The sequence below is a fragment of the Elioraea tepidiphila DSM 17972 genome (assembly GCF_000378465.1).
In the GTDB taxonomy this organism is placed as follows: Bacteria; Pseudomonadota; Alphaproteobacteria; order Acetobacterales; family Acetobacteraceae; genus Elioraea; species Elioraea tepidiphila.
On the sequence record NZ_KB899915.1, the window covers coordinates 106499 to 124638 of the forward strand.

The following is an 18140-nucleotide window of genomic DNA, read 5'->3' on the forward strand; positions in this document are numbered from 1 at the left end:
CGGGAGTCAGGCGGCTTCGCGCGGCTGCTTCAGGATCTCGCTGCGGTGGCGCTCGATCCCGGCCTCGGTGATCTCGAAGCGGCCATCGTCGCGTTCGCAGCAGAGCCCCATCCGCGCGAGCCGCTCCAGGCACGGTCCGTCCTTGAGCCCTGGCGGACGGCCGAGCGCACGCGCGATCTTCAGCCGGTTCAGCGCCGATCGGCAGCAGGTCTCGAGATAGGGCTCGTTCCACATCGCGTCCCCCGATATCGGCCACGCCGCGCGGTCGCGCAAGCGTCCCCGATGGCCGTCGCAGGAGAGTAACATGGACCCCACCGGCATCAGCCTGGAATGGTGGATCAGGGTCATCGAGGTCCCGATCCTGGTCGGGCTGTTCAAGATGATGTGGGACATCAAGAAGGAACTGATCACCCGCATCGATCGCGTCGAGCAGCGCCAGGGCGAGACGGTGGCGCGGCTGCGCGAGGAACTCGCGGCATTCAAGCTCGAGGTCGCGCGCGGCTACGTGCCGGTGCAGTTGATGCGCGAGCTCGACCGGCGGGTCTCGCTGCAACTGATGCGGATCGAGGAGAAGCTCGACGTGATGGGCCCTCGCGCGCGCGGCCGACGCGACGCGGGCGACGTCTTCGCCGAGTAGCCGCGCGTCGTCCTACGCCCGGCGCCGGCGCTGGTCGTGCTGGTGGCCGAGACAGGCCAGCACCACCACGGCCGCACCGGCGAGCTCGGCCGGGCCGGGGCGGACGTCGAAGAACGCCGCGTCGAACACCACCGCCCAGACCATCGCGGTGAAGTCGATCGGCGCGATGCGCGAGGCCTCGGCGGCGCGCGCCGCCGCGGTCACCACCGCGTTGCCCACACCCCAGAGCGCGCCGTTCAGCACCAGCAGAGCCGCGTCCTCGGCCGGCGGCGCGACCCAGGCGGCGGCCGCGAGCGGTCCCGCCACCAGCACCCCCAGCCCAGCAGGCACCGCCATGGCGGCGGCGAGTCCTTCGCCGGTGCCGAGCCGGCGCGTGACGATCTTCATCCCCGCATAGCTCGCCGTGCCGATCAGCGCTGCGCCATAGCCGAGCGCCGCGCCGCCGCCGGTCAGTCCGGGCGCGACCGAGATCATCACCCCGCCGAAGCCGAGGCCGGCCCAGGCCCAGGCCGCAGCCCCCACCTGCTCGCCCAGGAACGGCACCGCCAGTGCCATGGTCATGAACGGCGCGGTGAACGAAACGACATAGGCCTCGAACAGCGGCAGCCGCGCGAAGGCGTGGAAGAACGAGAACGCCGCACTCACGATCAGCGCGCCGCGCAGCAGGTGCAGCGGCAGCCGCCGCGGCGCGATCCCGCCCTGCCGCCAGGCGATCGGCCCTGCGACCAGCAGGGCGGTGCCGCAGCGCATGGCGATCACCTGCGCGGCCCCGTAGCCGGCCGAGAGCCACTTGGTGGTGACGTCGGTCAGCGCGAACAGCGCGATCCCGACCACCATCAGCACCACGCCGCGCACGTACCCTCCACCTCAGCCCCGCGCCCGCGTTATGCCTGCCGCAACCCTGCGCGTCCAGCCTTCCCCCACGCGCCGGCTTGCGGCATGACCTCCGGCGATGTCCCCCGAGCTTGCCTCGCGGCTGATGCCGCTCGCGCGCCTCGTCGATGCCGAGTCGGCGCATCGGCTCGCGGTCGCCGCACTCGCGCGCGGCCTGATCGGGCCGGCGCGGCGCCCCGCCGATCCACGCCTCGCCTGCCAGGTGATGGGGCTCGGCTTCGCCAACCCGCTCGGCCTCGCCGCCGGCTTCGACAAGCAGGCCGAGGCGATCCGCCCCCTGTTCGGCCTCGGCTTCGGCTTCGTCGAGGTGGGCGGCGTGACGCTGCGCCCGCAGCCGGGCAACGCGCGACCGCGCGTGTTCCGTCTCAGCGAGGATGCGGCGGTGATCAACCGCTACGGGCTCAACAGCGACGGCTGGCCGGCGGTGCGCGCGCGGATCGAGGCCGTGCGCGCGGCGGGGCGGCTGCCCGGTCCGCTCTGGCTGAATGTCGGGCTGAACAAGGAGAGCGCGGACCCGAACGCCGATTACGCCGCGCTGCTCGCCGACGCCGCGCCGCTGCTCGATGTGCTGGTGGTGAACGTCTCCTCGCCCAACACCCCCGGCTTGCGCGACCTCCAGGCCGGCGCGCGGCTCGGCGCCCTGCTCGACACCGCCCAGGCCGCGCTTGCGGCTGGCGGCTCGACGACGCGGCTGCTGGTGAAGATCGCCCCGGATCTCGACGACGAGGCGCTGTCCGCGATCGTCGAGACGGCCATTGCGCGCGGCGTGGACGGGCTCGTCATCGGCAACACCACGATCGCCCGGCCGCCATCGCTGCGCTCCCGGCACGCGGGCGAGACGGGCGGGCTGTCGGGCCGGCCGCTGTTCGCGCCCTCGACCACCCTGCTCGCCAGGGCGGCACGGCTGGCACGCGGACGGCTCGTGCTGGTCGGCGTCGGCGGCATCGCCTCGGGCCGCGACGCCTACGCCAAGATCCGCGCCGGCGCCTCGCTCGTCCAGCTCTACACCGCCTTCGCCTATCAGGGCCCGGCGCTGATCGGGCGCCTGCTCGACGGGCTCGCCGCTGCCCTCGCCGCCGACGGCTTCACCCATGTTGCCGACGCGGTCGGCGCCGACCTCAAGGACCACGCATGATTGCGCGACTGGACCGTTTCGCCCCCCTCGCCGAACGCTATGACGGTTTCGTGCTCGATCTCTGGGGCGTGATCCATGACGGGGTGAAGCCCTACCCCGGCGCGGTGGAGACGCTGCGCCAGCTCAGGCGCGCGGGCAAACGGTCGGTGCTGCTCTCGAACGCGCCGCGCCGGTCGGGTGCGGCGCAGGCGGCGATGCGCGCGATGGGCATCCCCGACGATCTCTATGACGGCATTCTGACCTCGGGCGAGGCGGTGCACCTCGCTCTGCGCGACCGCACCGATCCGTGGTTCGCCGCGCTCGGCCGGCGCATGCTGCATATCGGTCCGGAGCGTGACCGCAACGTGTTCGACACGCTCGACCTCGACGAGGTGCACGCGCCAGAGCAGGCCGAGTTCGTGCTCAACACGGGTCCGGACGACCACACGCCGGGCCAGACGGTCGAGGATTTCCGCCCGCTGCTCGCCCGCTGCCGGGCGGCGGCGTTGCCGATGATCTGCGCCAACCCGGACCTCGAGGTGATCCGCGGCGGGGTGCGGGTGATCTGTGCCGGCGCGCTCGCGCAGGACTACGCCGCCATGGGCGGCGAGGTGAAGAGCCTCGGCAAGCCCGACCCCGCCATCTATCCTACGGTGTTCGACATGCTGGGGATCGCCGATCGCAGCCGCATCCTCGCGGTCGGCGACGCGCTGCGCACCGACATCGCCGGTGCCGCGGCCGCCGGCATCGACGGGGCCTGGGTGATCGGCGGCATCCATGCCGAGGAGCTCGGTGCCGTGAACGGCACCCTGCCGCCGGCCGAGGTTCTCGAACGCGCGGCCGCGGCACAGGGTCTGAGGCCGATCGCGGCGCTCCCCGCCTTCGTGTGGTAAGGCCCGGCCGGGGCGCGTAGTCTCGGTGCCGTCATGACTCCGCGCGACACGCCGGGCGAGCCAGCCCCGCCCGCGGCTGCGGCACGCCCGCGCGCGGCGCCGCCCGCCTGGATCCTGGTGGCGCTCACCAGCATCGGCCCGTTCAGCCTGCAGATCCTGCTGCCCTCGCTGCCGGGGCTCGCGGTGGGCTTCGCCGTCGCGCCCGGCACGGCGCAGCTCGCGCTCACCTTCTATCTGGTGGGCGTCGCCCTCGGGCAGCTGCTGTACGGACCGCTCTCGGACCGTTTCGGGCGCAGGCCGTTCGCGCTCGCGGGGCTGGCGCTGTTCCTGCTCGCCTCTGCGGGGGCGGCGGCGGCCGGCTCGATCGGCTGGCTGATCGCCGGGCGGATGCTCCAGGCGGTCGGCGCGTGCAGCGGCATGGTGCTGGCGCGCGCGATGATCCGCGACTGCTACCCGCGCGACCGTGCGGCCTCGGTGATGGCCTATGTGTTCATGGGCATGACGGTGGCGCCGATGGTGGCACCCGCGATCGGCGGATTGATCGACCAGGCGCTCGGCTGGCGCGCGATCTTTGCGCTGACCGCGGCGGTCGGCGCGGTGCTGCTCGCCGCGGTCGCGGCCCGGCTGCCCGAGACGCTCGCCGCACCGCAGCGCCTGCCCGGGATCGCCGGGTTCCTGCGCGCCAATCTCGCGCTGCTGCGCCGTCCCGCCTTCGCCGTGTTCGCCGGCAGCTTCGCCACCTCCTCGGGCGTGTTCTTCTCCTTCCTCGCCGGCGCGCCGTTCGTGGTGGTGAACGGGCTCGGCCTGCCCCCCACCGCCTACGGCGTCGCCTTCATCGTGATCTCGCTCGCCTATGCGGGCGGGAACTTCGTCACTGCGCGGCTGGCGCAGCGATTGGGCGTCGTGCGGCTGCTGCTCGCCGGCACGGCCGTGACCTTCCTCGGCGCGGCGCTGTCGCTCGCGTCGGTGCTGGTCCTGCCGCTCTCGCTTGGCGTCGTGTTCGGCCCGCCGATGCTGATGGCGCTCGGCAATGGCGTGGCGCAGGCGAACGCGATGGCGGGCGCGGTCAGCGTGCGGCCGAAGCTCGCGGGCACCGCTTCGGGGCTCTCGGGGGCGATCCAGATGGCGTTCGGCGCGGTGATGACGGTGCTGGTCGGGATGACGGAGACCGGCACGGGCGTCGCGACCGCGGCGTTCATGCTGGCTTCCGCACTCGCCTGTCAGGCACTGCTGCTCGCGGGGCGGCGCACGAAGCTGATCTAGGGCGCTACGCCCGCCCGGCCGAACCCGACAGCAGCAGCGGGTCGATCTTCAGCGACGCCAGCGCCTCGCGCCACTTCGCGCCGAGATCGGCGCCGAACACCAGCCGCTCATCCGCCGGTACCGAGAGCCAGGCGTTCTGCTGGATCTCCTCGTCGAGCTGGCCCGGCCCCCAGCCGGCATAGCCGAGGGCGAGGATTCCCTCGCGCGGGCCGCCGCCGCGGGCGATCTCCTTCAGCACGTCGATGCTGGCGGTCAGCGCGAAGCCCTGATCCACCTGCAACGAGCCGTCCTGCACCCAGTCGGTCGTGTGCAGCACGAAGCCGCGCCCCGTCTCGACCGGCCCGCCCGCGTGCATCCGGATCACCCGGCTCGGCGGCGTCGGCTCGATGCCGAGCTGGCGCAGCAGCGCCTCGAACGTCAGCCCCTCGAGCGGCTTGTTGATGATGATCCCCATCGCGCCCTCCGCGGAGTGCGCGCAGATGTACACCACCGTCTGCGCGAACCGGGGGTCGCGCATGGCGGGCATGGCGATCAGGAGCTGGCCGGTCAGCCAGCCGCCGTCATCCGCTCCGTCCGTGATCTCGTCCAGCTTGCCCATGACACAGCCTAGCATGTTGGCGTCCGGGCCCAGGACGACAAGCGTCGTGCCGATGCCTGCATGGCGCGGTCAATCCGGCGCGAGAGCCCGGCAGCGGCCTTGCACGGGCCCGGCCGGCGCGCCACGGTCCGGGTCGGAGATCGCCATGCGCGCGCGCACCCGCCTCGCCGCGGCCGCCCTGGTCGCGGGGCTGTTCACCTGTGCCGTCGATCCGGCCGACGCCTCGGGCGTCGGCGAGTGGGTGCGCGCGGAGAAGGCCGATCTCCGGCTGGTGGCGGCAACGCGCGCGGTCGGGCCCGGTCAGGAGACGCTGCGGCTCGGGCTGCACGTGCGGCTCGACCCGGAGTGGAAGATCTACTGGCGCAGCCCCGGCACCGCGGGCCTGCCGCCGGCGCTGACCTGGACGGACTCGACCAACCTGGCCGAGACCGTGCTCCGGTGGCCCGCGCCGAAGCGCTTCGAGCTGTTCGGCCTGCAAAGCTTCGGCTACGCCGACGAGGTGGTGCTGCCGATCGAGGCGCGCCTCGTCGAGCCTGGCGCGGCCGCCCGTCTGCGCGCCGAGGTCGAGTATCTCGTCTGCCGCGACATCTGCATTCCCGGGAGCGCGCGGGTCGCGCTCGATCTCGGCGCCGGCCCGCCCGAGCCCTCGCCCGCCGCGCATCTGATCGACCGCTTCAGTGGACGGGTGCCGGTTCCGGCCACCGCTGCCAGGGTCACGCTCGCCGCCGAGACGGGCAACGGCGCGCTTGCGATCACGGCGCGGGCGGACCTTCCCTTCGCCGCGCCCGACCTGTTCGTTGAGACAACCGCGCTGTCCGACCTGCCGGCGCCGCGGATCGCGCTCCGCGATGGCGGCCGCGAGGCGCGGTTCGTGTTCCAGGGCGTCGCCCTGCCGCCCGGTACGACGCTGACCGCGACGCTGGTGGACGGCACGCTCGCGATCGAGGGTACGGCGACGGCGACGGCGGCGACGCGCCCGCTCGGCGCCGTGCTGCTGATCGCGCTGCTCGGCGGGCTGATCCTCAACCTCATGCCCTGCGTGCTGCCGGTGCTGGCGATGAAGGTGACCGGGCTTGCCGGGCTCGCGGGCGCGCGCCCGGCCGCGGCGCGGCGGTCGCTGCTCGCCACCGCGGCCGGGGTGGTGCTGTCGATGCTCGCCCTCGGCGCGGCGCTCGCGGCGGTGCGCGCCGCCGGCGGCGCGATCGGCTGGGGCGTGCAGTTCCAGCAACCGCTGTTCCTCGCCTTCATGGCGGCGCTGACGGGACTGTTCGCGTTCAATCTCTGGGGCCTGTTCACGATCGGTGCGCCGCGCTGGGCGGACGGGCTCGCCGAGGCCGCACCGCGCCGCGGCCTTGCCGGCGATCTCGCGACCGGCGCGCTCGCGACCCTGCTCGCGACACCCTGCTCGGCCCCCTTCGTCGGCACGGCCGCCGCCTGGGCGCTCACCCGCGGCAGCGGCGAGATCCTCGCGGTGTTCGCGGCGCTCGGGATCGGGCTCGCGCTGCCGTGGCTCGCGCTCGCGGCGGCGCCGCGGCTCGCCGGGCTGCTGCCGCGTCCAGGGGCGTGGATGATCCGGCTGCGCGCGGTGATGGGCGTGCTGCTCGCGGGCACCTGCGTCTGGCTGCTCACCGTGCTCGCGAAGCAGGTCGGAGAGGAGGCGGCGCTGGTCACCGCGGCGGCGCTCACCGCCGCCGGGATCGTGCTGTGGCTCGCGCGCGGCCGGCGCATCGCGCTGCCGGCGGCGGCGGCGCTCGCGCTCGGCGCGGTCGTGCTGCCGGGCGTCACGTCGCCGCCGCGCGTGATTGCCGCGAGCGGAACCACCGCCGCCCTTGCCTTCTCGGCGGACGAGGCCGAGCGGCGCGCGCGCAGCGGCGAGACCCTGCTGGTCGACATCACCGCCGATTGGTGCGTCACCTGCCAGGTGAACAAGGCGATGGTGCTGGACCGCGGCGAGGTCGCCGAGCGCCTCCGCTCCGGCGCGGTCGGGGTGATGCGCGGCGACTGGACCCGGCCCGATCCGGCAATCGCCGCCTATCTCGCGCGCCACGGCCGCGTCGGCATTCCGTTCAACGCGGTCTATGGCCCGGCCGCGCCGCAGGGCATCCTGCTGCCGGAGCTGCTCACCGAATCGGCCGTGCTCGATGCGTTCTCGCGCGCGCGCGGCAGCGCCCAGGCCGCCCGCTGACGGATCGCTCCGGACAGGCTATAGGGCTCGCGCCAACACCCAGGGGAGAGCCCGTACGATGACGATCAAGGTCGGCGATACCATTCCATCCGTGAAGCTGATGCAGGCCACCGCCGAGGGGCCGCGCGAGGTCAGCACGGACGATATCTTCAAGGGCAAGACGGTGGTGCTGTTCGCCGTGCCTGGCGCCTTCACCCCGACCTGCTCGGCCAAGCACCTGCCGTCCTTCCTGGCGAACTACGACGCGCTCAAGGCCAAGGGTGTGGACACGATCGCCTGCATGGCGGTGAACGACGTGTTCGTGATGGATGCCTGGGCCAAGAGCCAGGACGTGGGCGACAGGATCGTCATGCTGGCGGACGGATCGGGTGTGCTGACCCGCGCGCTCGGGCTGGAGCTCGATCTGACCGCGCGCGGGCTCGGCATCCGCTCGCAGCGTTTCGCGCTCGTGGCGAAGGACGGCGTGGTGACGCATCTCGCCGTCGAGGCGCCGGGCGGGTTCGAGGTCAGCAAGGGTGAGGCGATTCTCGCGGCGCTGTGATGGCGCGCTGGGCGGACGCGGGCTGCCCGCGTCCGCCGCTGTGATGCGTGGCCGAATATGATCCCGGCCGCTACCACTCCTTCACCAGCACCAGCGAGACGTCATCGTTGGTGTTGCCCGTCGCCGCGACGGTGCCGGGCAGGTAGTAGAGGCCGACGAAGGTGAAGGCCGAGACCAGCGACAGCGCGCTTGCGATGCGCGCGTTGATCGAGCCGATCGCGCCGGGGATCTCGCTCATCAGCCGATCGAGGAGCTTGCCGGTCAGGATTCCGCCTTCGACCCAGGCGCCGTAGTGGCTGACATGGCCGCGCACCTTCCCGGCCGCGTCGACGTAGAGATAGATCCAGAGGCGTATTTCGGCATCGTAGTCGAACCAGTTCGGCACATCGACGACGACGGGGATCGCGACATAGACGAACTTCTGGCTCGACGCGAAGCTCGGCCACATGTCCCACGAGATCACCGGCGTGCCGCGCATCGAGATGTTGGGCGTGGCGGCGACCTCGGCGGCGATCTGGTCACGCAGCGTCGGCGTGCCCATCCCGCCGAGCGCCATCGGCGGCATCTCGCGCGTGTGCTTGCGCACGAGGAGCACAGACGAGGTAATGTCGTTGAACGACTGCGCCGTCAGGTTCGGTCGCGAGACGGCGGCGCCGGGCGTGGCCGCGAATCGCGCGTAGCGGCCCTTGTATCCGGCGTGCTGGAACAGGATCAGGTGGCCGCCCTTCTCGAAGCTGCTGGCGCCGAATTCGAGGGAGGAGATGCGGTCGTGGAGGTTCTGGGCGTCGAGCCAGGACTTGTCGATCTGCAGGTAGGTGTTCGACGCCGGTGACGACGACAGGCTCGCGAAGGTCGAGCGCCCGCGGTAGTCGTTGTGCTCGTAGAGGCGGGTCCAGAGGGTCATGACCGCCCTCCCTGCCGCGCCTTGTCGGCGGCTTCGAGCGCGGCCAGCGCCTCGGTGAAGAGCTTCCGGCCGTCAACGTCGAGTTCGCCCTGCGACACCAGGCTGTTGACGAGGTTCTCGAGGATCAACGCCTGTGCCGGTGACGGCTCGGCCTTGAGCTTGGCGGTCATCGCGCGCACGGCCACCTTGGTTTCCGCCTCGGCGAACTCGGGCACCAGCCGCGCGAGCTCAAGCATCGGCCCCGCCCGCGTCTCGACGTCCAGGTTGTTGCGTTTGGCGTCCTCCTGCGACATCGCCGCGATCTCGGCATGACCGGGCATGACGGCGACGCGTTCGGCCGGTGCTGCTGCGGTGCTCGGACCGACGCCGTACTTGGCCTTCAGCTGATCGGCCCGCTCGCTCAGCAGACGATGCGCGTCCTTGTCGAGGAGAAGCCGTTCGAGCTCCAGCTTCTTCATGCGACATCCTCCGTTCCTGCGCGCGCCGGTCACCTCGGCCGGCACGCGCGCTCGGAGTAGGACGCATCGCCCGCCCTCCTGCGATGATGTGCGTCAAGCTCGACGCGGCGCAGGCGCCGCGGCGCGTGCCTCAGCCGGCCTTCCGGCCGCGGCGCGGCGGGTCGCGTCCGAACAGGATGCGGAACCAGGCCGTCGACAGCATGTCGGCGACCTCGTCCTCGCCCATCGAGGCGAGCGGCGCGAGTGCGGGTCGCACATAGAGATCGCGCAGCACGCCCTCGACCATCGCGATGCAGGCGAGCGCCCGCGCGATGCGCTCGTGCGGCGGCAGATCGAGCGCGGGATCGGCACGCTCCCACGCGCGCACCACCCGCGCCGCGAGGGCGAGGTTCGCCTCCTGGCCGATGCGCGCGAACTCGGCCTCGACATTGCCGAGTTGCATCAGGCAGCGCATCAGCCCGGCATTCGCGCGATAGACCCGGACGTAGTAGCGGTTGGCGGCGACGATGCGCGGATAGAGCGCCGTTCCCGGCGCGCTGACGGGCCGACGCGCCCGCACCGTCGCCATGAAGTCGCCGAGCACGTCGCGCGCGGCCGCGCTGCGGTCGGGCCAGTAGCGGTAGAACGTTCCGTGTGCGAGACCGGCGCGCGCGGCACAGTCCGCGACCCGCAGGTCGTGCAGACCACCTTCCTCGAGCAGCGCGGCGACCGCCCCCATCAGCCGAAGCCGCGTCCGCACGGTCTTGGGCTCATCTGCGGCGAGCGCCAAGCGTGCGCCCAGCTCGTCACGATAGACGAACGGGCCGTGGCGGCTGTCATCCGCGGCCCGCGCCTCCAGGCTCGGCTTCGGCTGAAATTCTGACATTGACATCAGTGTCAGTTATCGCGAGCCTGACCGCAAGAGGAGGAGGAACGCACGGTGTCGCAGGCCACCCAGGCAGAGGCGCAGCCCGGCTGATGCCGATGGAGCACATCCTGGCCGCCCATGCGACGATGCGCGCCCGCGTCGAGGCCGCGCCCTTCGCCCCGTCGCTTGGCGCCTTCGTCGATCAGCAGGCAGCGCAGCACGGATCGGCCCTGGTCTGGCGCTTCATCGAGCAGCCCGACGAACTCCCGATGCGCGCGCTGAGCTACACGCGGCTCGCCGAGGCGACGCGACGCATCGCCGCGGGCCTCGCCGCGCGCGGGGTGAAACGCGGCGAACGCGTCGGCGTGATGCTGCCGAACATCCCCGCCTTCCCGCTCACCTGGCTGGCGCTCGCCCGCCTCGGCGCGGTCATGATCCCGATCAACACCGGCTATACCGCGCGCGAGCTCGACTATGTGCTGAGCGATGGCGGCGCGGCGCACCTCGTGGTGCACGAGGGCGCGCTTCCGGTGCTGCTCGATCTGCTGGCGCAACGCCCTCTGCTCGATCCCGGCGCGATCCATGTGGTCGGCCGACCGCCCGCGGGGATGCGCGCCTGGGAGAGCCTGCTGGAGGCCGATCCGCTCGCCGACGCGCCGGATGGGCCGGGGCTCGAGGACCTGGTGAACCTGCAATACACCTCGGGAACGACCGGGTTCCCGAAGGGATGCATGCTGACGCATCGCTACTGGCTGACGCTCGGTCGCGTCGCGGCCGCGCGCGGCGGCGATGTGGGGGTGCTGCTCGCGGCCCAGCCCTTCTATTACATGGACCCGCAATGGCTGCTGCTCATGGCGATGCATCTCGGCGGGCGGCTGGTGGTGGCGCCCCGCGCCTCGGCGAGCCGCTTCCTCGACCGCGTGCGCGCCGAGGGTGTCGAGTACTGCATCTTCCCCCAGCCGGTGCTTAAACTCCCCGAACGACCGGATGACGCGGCGAACCCGCTGAAGCGGGTGTCGATCTACGGGCTGCGCCCCGACATGCACGCGGAGCTGGAGCGGCGCTTCGGCTGCATCGCGCGCGAGAGCTTCGGCATGACCGAGATCGGCTCCGGACTGACCATGCCGCCGGAGGCGACCGGGATGGTCGGCAGCGGCAGTTGCGGCCTGCCCGCGCCGTTCCGCGAGGCCTCGATCCGCGACGAGCACGGGCGCGCGCTCGGTCCCGACGCGGTCGGCGAGCTCTGGATCCGCGGCCCTGGCATCCTCAAGGGCTACTGGAACAAGCCGGAGGCGACCGCGGATGCGTTCCGCGACGGCGGCTGGTTCCGCACGGGCGATCTGTTCCGGCGCGACGCGCACGGCTTCCACTTCATCGTCGGCCGCGTCAAGGACATGATCCGCCGCTCGGGCGAGAACATCGCCGCGCGCGAGGTCGAGGCGGTGCTGCTCCAGCTCGACGCGGTGGCGGAGGCGGCCGTCATCCCCGTGCCCGACGCCGATCGCGGCCAGGAGGTGAAGGCCTGCCTGGTGCTGCGGCCCGGCCTGACGCCAGAGGACCTGCCGGCGGAGCGGGTGTTCGCCCACTGCGCGCGCGGACTCGCGCGTTTCAAGGTGCCGCGCTTCCTGGAGTACCGCGATGCGCTGCCGAAGACGCCCTCGCAGAAGATCGCCAAGCACGTGCTGATCGCCGAGCGGGCCGATCTGCGCGAAGGCGCGATCGATCGGCTCGCGCTGGCGCAGGGATAGCGGCGATGCCGATCCGATACGAAATCGAAGGCGAGGTCGCGGTCTTCACGGTCGAGAACGGTGCCGTGAACCCGACCACGCCGGCGATGCACAAGGAACTGCATGCGGCCCTGACCGCATTCCTGCGCGACACGCGCATCCGCTGCGGCATCCTGACCGGCGCTGGCGACCGCGCCTTCTGCGCGGGCGACGACATCCGCACGCCTCGCCGCGACGCCACCACCGAACAGGTGCTGGCCGATCATCTCTGGCCGCACAGCAGCGAAGGCGAGACCCCGCACGACTTCTCCTGGTCGCGTGACGTGCTGGCGATGGAGCGCTACAAGCCGATCATCGGCGCGGTGAACGGCTGGTGCGTCGGCATGGGGCTGATCTACCTGCTCACGCTCACCGATCTCCGCATCGCCGCGAGCACGGCACGGTTCGGCTTTCCCGAGATCGCCTACGGCATGGGCGGGGCGGGCGGATCGACGCGGCTGCTCCGCATGATGCCGCACACCGCCGCGATGTGGATGCTGCTCACCGGCGATCCCGTCACTGCGGAGGAGGCCGAGCGCGCGTTCCTGGTGAACCGCGTCGTGCCGCCGGAGCGGCTGATGGACGAGGCGCGCGCGGTCGCAGCGAAGATCTGCCGCCATCCGCCCGCTGCCGTGCGCGTCGAGATGGAGGCGAGCTATCGCGCGCAGGATCTCGGCCGCGCCGAGGCGATCGCCTTCACCAAGCACCTCTACCGCCTCCAGCGCCTCGGCCTTGCCGGCGGCGGCGACGCGCTCGACGGCGGCTTTCTGTATCGTCGGGGAAATCAGTGACGCCCGACCGCACTGCAATGATCCACAACCACGGGAGAGGGAGACCGCAATGTCCATCCGCATGACCCGGCGCGGCGTGCTCGGTACGAGCCTGGCCGCAGCAGCACTGCCGATGCCTGCCCTCGCGCAGGCCAAGCCCGATCGCATCGTCGTCAACATCTCCGGCGGGGCGATGACGAACCTGTTCCGCCGCACCTACTTCGCCGAGTTCGAGAAGCGCCACGGCATCCGCGTGGTCGACACCTCGCCGGTCGATTTCGGCAAGCTGCGCGCGATGGTCGAGAGCGGCAATGTCGAATGGACCGTCACCGAACTCGGCGGGCAGGACTTCGTGCGCGCCCAGCAGATGAACCTGCTGGAGCCGCTTGATCTCTCGATCATCGACCTCTCGCGCTACCCCGAGGCGGTGCGCAACACGACGCACACCTTCCCCTCGTCGGTCTATTCGACCGTCATGGCCTACCGCACCGACGTGTTCCCGAACAACATGCACCCGAAGGGCTGGGCGGAGTTCTGGGACGTGCGGCGCTTCCCGGGGCCGCGCACGCTGCGCAACCACCCGGTCGACAACCTCGAATTCGCGCTGCTTGCCGACGGGGTCGCGCCCGACAAGCTCTACCCGATCGACCTCGAGCGCGCCTTCGCCAAGCTCGATGAGATCCGGCCGCACGTGACCGTGTGGTGGACCACCGGCGCGCAGCCCGCGCAGCTGCTGGTCGATCGCGAGGTGGTGCTCGCCTCGGGCTGGAACGGCCGCTTCTACGACATCGCGCGGCGTGGCGCGCCGGTCGCGGTAGAGTGGCAGGGCGGCAGCGCCAAGCAGAACGCGTTCGGCATCCCGCGCGGCGCGCGCAATGCCGTCTGGGGCAATCATTTCCTCCAGGTGATGACCGACCCGAAATTGCAGGCCGTCTACGCGACCGAGCTCGCTTATCCCGGCCTGCACCCGGACGTGATGAACCACGTCGAGGAGAGCGTGAAGCCGCATCTGCCGACCACGCCGGAGAACCTGGCAAAGCAGTTCTGGCTCGGCGTCGACTGGTGGACCGAGCACGGCCAGCGTGCGCAGGAGGCGTGGAACCGCTGGATGCTGCGGCGCGGATGATGCCCGCCGCAATCATGGTCGAGGAGCCCGCGCCGTGGACCTGACGGTGCGCGGCGTGGTGCGGCGGTTCGGTCCGGTGACCGCGCTTGCCGGTGTGGACCTTACGGTGGCCGAGGGTGAACTGCTCACCATCCTCGGCCCCTCGGGCTCGGGCAAGACGACGCTGCTGAAGGTCGTCGCCGGGTTCGAGATTCCGGACGAAGGCACCGTCCGTCTCGGATCGGAGGACGTCACGCTGGCGCCGCCGCGCCAGCGCGATGTCGGCATGGTGTTCCAGAACTACGCCCTGTTTCCGCATCTGACGGTGGCCCAGAACGTCGCCTTCCCGCTGGAGATGCGGCGGATGCCCAAGCCCGAGCGTGACAGGCGCGTCGCCGAGGCGCTCGCCCTCGTCGAGCTCGCCGGCTACGAGGCGCGCCTGCCGCGCCAGCTCTCGGGCGGGCAACAGCAGCGCGTGGCGCTCGCGCGGGCGATCGTGTTCAACCCGCGCCTGCTGCTGCTCGACGAGCCGTTCGGCGCGCTCGACCGCAAGCTGCGCGAGTCGATGCAGCTTGAGGTGCGTCGGCTGCAACGGCGGCTGAAGCTCACCACGCTGTTCATCACGCATGACCAGGAGGAGGCGCTGATCCTCTCCGACCGCGTCGCGGTGATGAATGCCGGGCGGATCGAGCAGGTGGGCACCCCAGGCGACGTCTATGCGCGGCCGGCGACGCGGTTCGTCGCTGATTTCGTCGGCGAGTCGAACCTGCTGGAAGGTCGTGCCAGCGGCGACGCCGCGGCCGAGGTGCCGGGCCTGGGCCGGATCGCGCTCGCCCGCGCCGCGGGTGCGGCCGGCGACCGCACGACGCTGCTGCTCCGCCCCGAGGCGCTGCGCGTGGGTGCGGAGGCCGCAGCGCTGCCCAACCGTGCGCACGGGCGCATCGTCGAGACCGTGTTCCTCGGGCTCTCCGTCAAGCTCAGGCTCCGGCTCGACGGCGGGCTCGAACTGCTCGCGCGCCTGCCGCTCCGCCCCTCCGAGCCCCTGCCGGCCGCCGAGGGCGAGACCGTGCCGCTCGGCTTCGCGCCGGAGGATGTGCATGTCGTCGGTGGCTGAGGCACGCGCTGCGCCGAGCCGGGCGCGCCCCGATCCCGAACGGGCGCGCGAGCGCACGCTGCTGCTGCTCGCCGCCCCCGCACTCCTGGTGCTCGGCGTCCTGTTCGTCTGGCCGCTCCTGCGCCTGCTGTCGATGTCGGTCGCCGACGGCACGCTCGCGCAGTTCGAGAAGGCGGCCCTCGACTCCCTCTACATCGCGGTCCTGTGGGACAGCATGGAGATCGCCCTGTTCGTCACGGCGATCTGCCTTGTCCTCGCCTACCCGGTGTCGCTCTGGCTGGTGCAGGCCGGGCGCCTGGGCTTCATCCTCGGCATGTTCTTCCTGCTGCTGCCGTTCTGGACCAGCGTGCTGGTGCGCACCTATGCCTGGATGGTGCTGCTCGGGCGCAGCGGCGTGATCAACCGCATGCTGCGCGACTGGGGACTGATCGAGGCGCCGCTGCCGCTGCTGCACAACCTCACCGGCGTGCTGATCGGCATGGTGCACGTGCTGCTGCCCTACATGGTGTTCCCGATCTACGCGGCGCTGCTGCGCATCGATCCCGATCTGAAGCGCGCCGCCGAGGGGCTCGGCGCGCCGGCCTGGCGCGTGTTCCTGCGCGTCACGCTGCCGCTCTCGCTGCCCGGCGTGTTCGCCGGCTGCGCGCTGGTGTTCGTCATCTCGCTCGGCTTCTTCATCACCCCGGCCCTGCTCGGTGGCGGGCGGGTGATCATGATCGCGATGCTGATCGAGCAGCAGGTGCGCGAGTTCCTCGACTGGCCCTTCGCCGCCGCGCTCGCGACCGTGCTGCTCGCGGCGACCCTGGTGATCTACGCGGCGCTCGGCCGGCTGACGGGAGGGCAAGCCCATGCCGCGCGCTAGGCGCCGGCGTACCGGCGGCAGGATCGCGCTGACGGTGTTCACCGGCGTCGTGTTCGCATTCCTGATGCTGCCGCTGCTGGTGGTGTTTCCGATCTCGGTCTCGTCCGCGCCCTATCTCCAGTTCCCGCCGCCCGGCTTCTCCTGGCAGTGGTACCAGCGCTATCTCGACGACCCGACCTGGATCGAATCGACCATCCGCAGCTTCAAGGTCGCGTTCCTGTGCACCGCGCTGTCGATGGCGCTCGGCGTGCCGCTCTCCTTCGCGCTGGTGCGCTCGCGCCTTCGCGGCATGCGCATCGCCGATCGGCTGGTCGCCGCACCGATCATCGTGCCGACCATCATCATCTCGATCGCGGTCTACAGCCTGTTCGCGCAGCTCCGCCTGATCGGGGAGTGGTACGGGATCGCGATCGCGCACACGATCCTGGCCCTCCCGTTCGTGGTGATCCTGGTCTCGGCCGGGCTGCGCACCTTCGACGAGGCGCAGGAGCACGCGGCGATGGGGCTCGGCGCCTCCTGGCCGGTCGCGGTGTGGCGCATCACCCTGCCGCAGCTCCGCCCCAGCCTCGTCTCGGCGGCGTTCCTGGCCTTCGTCACCTCGTTCGACGAGCTGGTGATCGCGATGTTCCTCTCCGGCGCCTCGATGACGCTGCCCAAGAAGATGTTCGACAACATCCTGCTCGAGATCGACCCGACCATCGCCGCGGTCTCGGTGCTGCAGATCCTGCTCGCCTGCCTCTGCCTCGGCCTTGCGACGATCTTCGGCCGCGGCGCACTGCCGAGCTCGGTCACCCGTTGAGGAACGACGCCATGGACCGCTCGCTGTTCCATCCCGACTTCAAGGCGCGGCCCTACTGGTGGGACGATATCCCGATCGGAGAGAACCCCGAGGCCGAGCTGCCGGCGAGAACGGACGTCGTGATCGTCGGCGGCGGTCTGACGGGGCTCAACTGCGCGATCGAGCTCGGCCGCGGGGGCGCGCGCTGCGTCGTGCTGGAGGCGGAGGATTTCGGCTTCGGCGCCTCGACCCGCAACGGCGGTGCCGTCTCGGGCGGCGTCAATCTCGGCAAGGGCATGTCGGGCGCCAAGGCGCGCGACGGCGAGATCGACCCGGTCGTGCGCGAGATGATCGGCGATGCGGCCGAGAGCTTCACGCATATCGAGACGCTGATCGCGCGCGAAGGGATCGACTGTCACTGGGAACGGTCCGGACGGTTCGTCGGCGCCTTCACGCCGAGGCATTATGCCGGACTCGCGGCCAAGCTCGACCTGCTGAACACGCAAGCCGCGGCCGAGGCGGAGATGGTGCCGCGCGAGCGCCAGCGCGAGGAGATTGCCTCGGACTACTATTTCGGCGGGATGCGCATCGAGCGCAGCGGCAAGCTGCATCCGGGCCTGTATCACCGCGGGCTGATGCAGGCCGCGCAGCGTCACGGCGCGGTGCTGGTCGGCCGCTGCCGCGCGGGGCGCGTGGCGCGCAACGGCACGAGCTGGTCGGTCGAGACGCAGCGCGGCACGATCACGGCGCGCGAGGTGATGATCGCGACGAACGGCTATACCGGCGATCTGACGCCCGACCTGAAGCGGCGCGTGATCCCGCTCGCCTCGCACATCATCGCGACCGAGCCGCTCGACCCGGAGCTTGCGCGCAGCCTGATCCCGCGCGGCCGCACGCTCTCCGATACGCGCCGCGTGCTCTGCTACTACCGCATGTCACCGGATGGCACGCGCGTGCTCTATGGCGGACGCGCGCGCTTCACCCAGGTCGGGCCGGAGGTGTCTGCGCCGGCGCTCTACGCGATGATGCTGGAGCGCTGGCCGCAGCTGAAGGGCGTGCGCGTCACCCATGCCTGGACCGGCAACACGGCCTTCACCTTCGACTACCTGCCGCACATGGGTGTGACGCCATCGGGCCTGCATTACGCGATGGGCTGCAACGGCTCGGGTGTGGCGATGCTGTCCTATCTCGGCGCGCAGGTCGCGCGGAAGATCCTCGGCGGTGGCAACCGCGTCACGGCCTTCGACGGCCGCTCCTTCCCGACGCGGCCGCTCTACACCGGCCGTCCGTGGTTCCTGCCGATGGTCGGATCGTATTACCGCTTCCGCGACTGGCTCGACCGCAAGGTGGCGTGACGGCAAGAGCCGTCTCCGATCTGTCGGAACCGGCTCAGGATCGTCTTGGCGCGCAT

19 protein-coding genes are annotated in these 18140 nt (G+C 71.5%); 13 read left to right on the top strand and 6 right to left on the bottom strand.

All coding sequences use genetic code 11. The features are described 5' to 3' along the window. Window positions 1-6 precede the first annotated feature (6 nt). Window positions 7-234 carry a hypothetical protein gene (locus F563_RS0106385; RefSeq protein ID WP_019013823.1) on the bottom strand — a complete coding sequence of 76 codons (228 nt, stop codon included), beginning with the start codon at window positions 232-234 and terminating at the stop codon, window positions 7-9. Between the two features lie 70 nt (window positions 235-304). On the opposite strand from F563_RS0106385, the gene F563_RS21800 reads away from it, so the two are divergent. Further along, complete coding sequence (locus F563_RS21800; protein ID WP_019013824.1) at window positions 305-637, top strand: hypothetical protein; 333 nt, start codon at window positions 305-307, stop codon at window positions 635-637. 12 nt (window positions 638-649) lie between these two features. Here the strand turns inward: F563_RS21800 and F563_RS21805 are convergent, their stop codons facing one another. Further along, complete coding sequence (locus F563_RS21805) at window positions 650-1492, bottom strand: DMT family transporter (RefSeq protein ID WP_019013825.1); 843 nt, start codon at window positions 1490-1492, stop codon at window positions 650-652. A 97-nt stretch (window positions 1493-1589) separates the two neighbouring features. Between F563_RS21805 and F563_RS0106400 the strand changes: the two genes are divergently transcribed. From F563_RS0106400 to F563_RS0106410, 3 genes are read left to right on the top strand one after another with little or no spacing between them, the layout of a single operon-like run. Continuing rightward, entirely contained in the window at window positions 1590-2666 is a 1077-nt protein-coding gene (locus F563_RS0106400) for a quinone-dependent dihydroorotate dehydrogenase (RefSeq protein WP_019013826.1), read from the top strand. Then, the gene (locus F563_RS0106405; protein ID WP_019013827.1) at window positions 2663-3538 is read left to right on the top strand and encodes a TIGR01459 family HAD-type hydrolase; all 876 of its coding nucleotides are present in this window, start codon (window positions 2663-2665) and stop codon (window positions 3536-3538) included. Before F563_RS0106400 ends, F563_RS0106405 begins: the two co-directional genes overlap by 4 nt. A gap of 33 nt (window positions 3539-3571) precedes the next feature. Further along, window positions 3572-4801: a multidrug effflux MFS transporter gene (locus F563_RS0106410; protein ID WP_019013828.1), complete on the top strand. Its 1230-nt coding sequence runs from the start codon at window positions 3572-3574 to the stop codon at window positions 4799-4801. A gap of 4 nt (window positions 4802-4805) precedes the next feature. Here F563_RS0106410 and F563_RS0106415 read toward each other — a convergent pair whose 3' ends face one another. Further along, window positions 4806-5399, bottom strand: coding sequence for a YqgE/AlgH family protein (locus F563_RS0106415; protein WP_019013829.1), 594 nt, complete (start codon window positions 5397-5399; stop codon window positions 4806-4808). A gap of 145 nt (window positions 5400-5544) precedes the next feature. On the opposite strand from F563_RS0106415, the gene F563_RS0106420 reads away from it, so the two are divergent. Continuing rightward, on the top strand, window positions 5545-7584 hold the full coding sequence (locus F563_RS0106420; RefSeq protein WP_019013830.1) for a protein-disulfide reductase DsbD family protein: 2040 nt from the start codon (window positions 5545-5547) through the stop codon (window positions 7582-7584). 58 nt (window positions 7585-7642) lie between these two features. Then, entirely contained in the window at window positions 7643-8125 is a 483-nt protein-coding gene (locus F563_RS0106425) for a peroxiredoxin (RefSeq protein ID WP_019013831.1), read from the top strand. A 70-nt stretch (window positions 8126-8195) separates the two neighbouring features. Here F563_RS0106425 and F563_RS0106430 read toward each other — a convergent pair whose 3' ends face one another. The 3 genes from F563_RS0106430 to F563_RS23830 all read right to left on the bottom strand — a co-directional run bounded on the left by F563_RS0106430 (window position 8196) and on the right by F563_RS23830 (window position 10352). Continuing rightward, the gene (locus F563_RS0106430) at window positions 8196-9029 is read right to left on the bottom strand and encodes a hypothetical protein (protein ID WP_019013832.1); all 834 of its coding nucleotides are present in this window, start codon (window positions 9027-9029) and stop codon (window positions 8196-8198) included. After that, a complete protein-coding gene (locus F563_RS0106435; protein ID WP_019013833.1) occupies window positions 9026-9487 on the bottom strand; it encodes a hypothetical protein in 462 nt (153 codons plus the stop codon). The genes F563_RS0106430 and F563_RS0106435 overlap by 4 nt, the downstream gene beginning before the upstream one ends. Window positions 9488-9617: 130 nt before the next feature. Beyond that, window positions 9618-10352, bottom strand: a complete 735-nt coding sequence (locus tag F563_RS23830) for a TetR/AcrR family transcriptional regulator (RefSeq protein ID WP_019013834.1) — start codon at window positions 10350-10352, stop codon at window positions 9618-9620. Between the two features lie 92 nt (window positions 10353-10444). On the opposite strand from F563_RS23830, the gene F563_RS0106445 reads away from it, so the two are divergent. Genes F563_RS0106445 through F563_RS0106475 form a run of 7 tightly spaced genes read left to right on the top strand, consistent with a single transcriptional unit; the run spans window position 10445 to window position 18084 of the window. After that, entirely contained in the window at window positions 10445-12082 is a 1638-nt protein-coding gene (locus F563_RS0106445) for a class I adenylate-forming enzyme family protein (RefSeq protein WP_019013835.1), read from the top strand. A gap of 5 nt (window positions 12083-12087) precedes the next feature. Next, entirely contained in the window at window positions 12088-12891 is an 804-nt protein-coding gene (locus F563_RS21815; RefSeq protein WP_019013836.1) for an enoyl-CoA hydratase/isomerase family protein, read from the top strand. A gap of 49 nt (window positions 12892-12940) precedes the next feature. After that, window positions 12941-13996, top strand: a complete 1056-nt coding sequence (locus F563_RS0106455; protein WP_019013837.1) for an ABC transporter substrate-binding protein — start codon at window positions 12941-12943, stop codon at window positions 13994-13996. Window positions 13997-14030: 34 nt separating this feature from the next. Beyond that, window positions 14031-15089: an ABC transporter ATP-binding protein gene (locus tag F563_RS0106460; RefSeq protein ID WP_019013838.1), complete on the top strand. Its 1059-nt coding sequence runs from the start codon at window positions 14031-14033 to the stop codon at window positions 15087-15089. Then, window positions 15073-15951 carry an ABC transporter permease gene (locus F563_RS0106465; RefSeq protein WP_019013839.1) on the top strand — a complete coding sequence of 293 codons (879 nt, stop codon included), beginning with the start codon at window positions 15073-15075 and terminating at the stop codon, window positions 15949-15951. The genes F563_RS0106460 and F563_RS0106465 overlap by 17 nt, the downstream gene beginning before the upstream one ends. Beyond that, window positions 15938-16750 carry an ABC transporter permease gene (locus F563_RS0106470; RefSeq protein ID WP_019013840.1) on the top strand — a complete coding sequence of 271 codons (813 nt, stop codon included), beginning with the start codon at window positions 15938-15940 and terminating at the stop codon, window positions 16748-16750. Before F563_RS0106465 ends, F563_RS0106470 begins: the two co-directional genes overlap by 14 nt. Before the next feature lie 11 nt (window positions 16751-16761). Beyond that, window positions 16762-18084, top strand: a complete 1323-nt coding sequence (locus F563_RS0106475; RefSeq protein ID WP_019013841.1) for an NAD(P)/FAD-dependent oxidoreductase — start codon at window positions 16762-16764, stop codon at window positions 18082-18084. Window positions 18085-18140 lie beyond the last annotated feature (56 nt).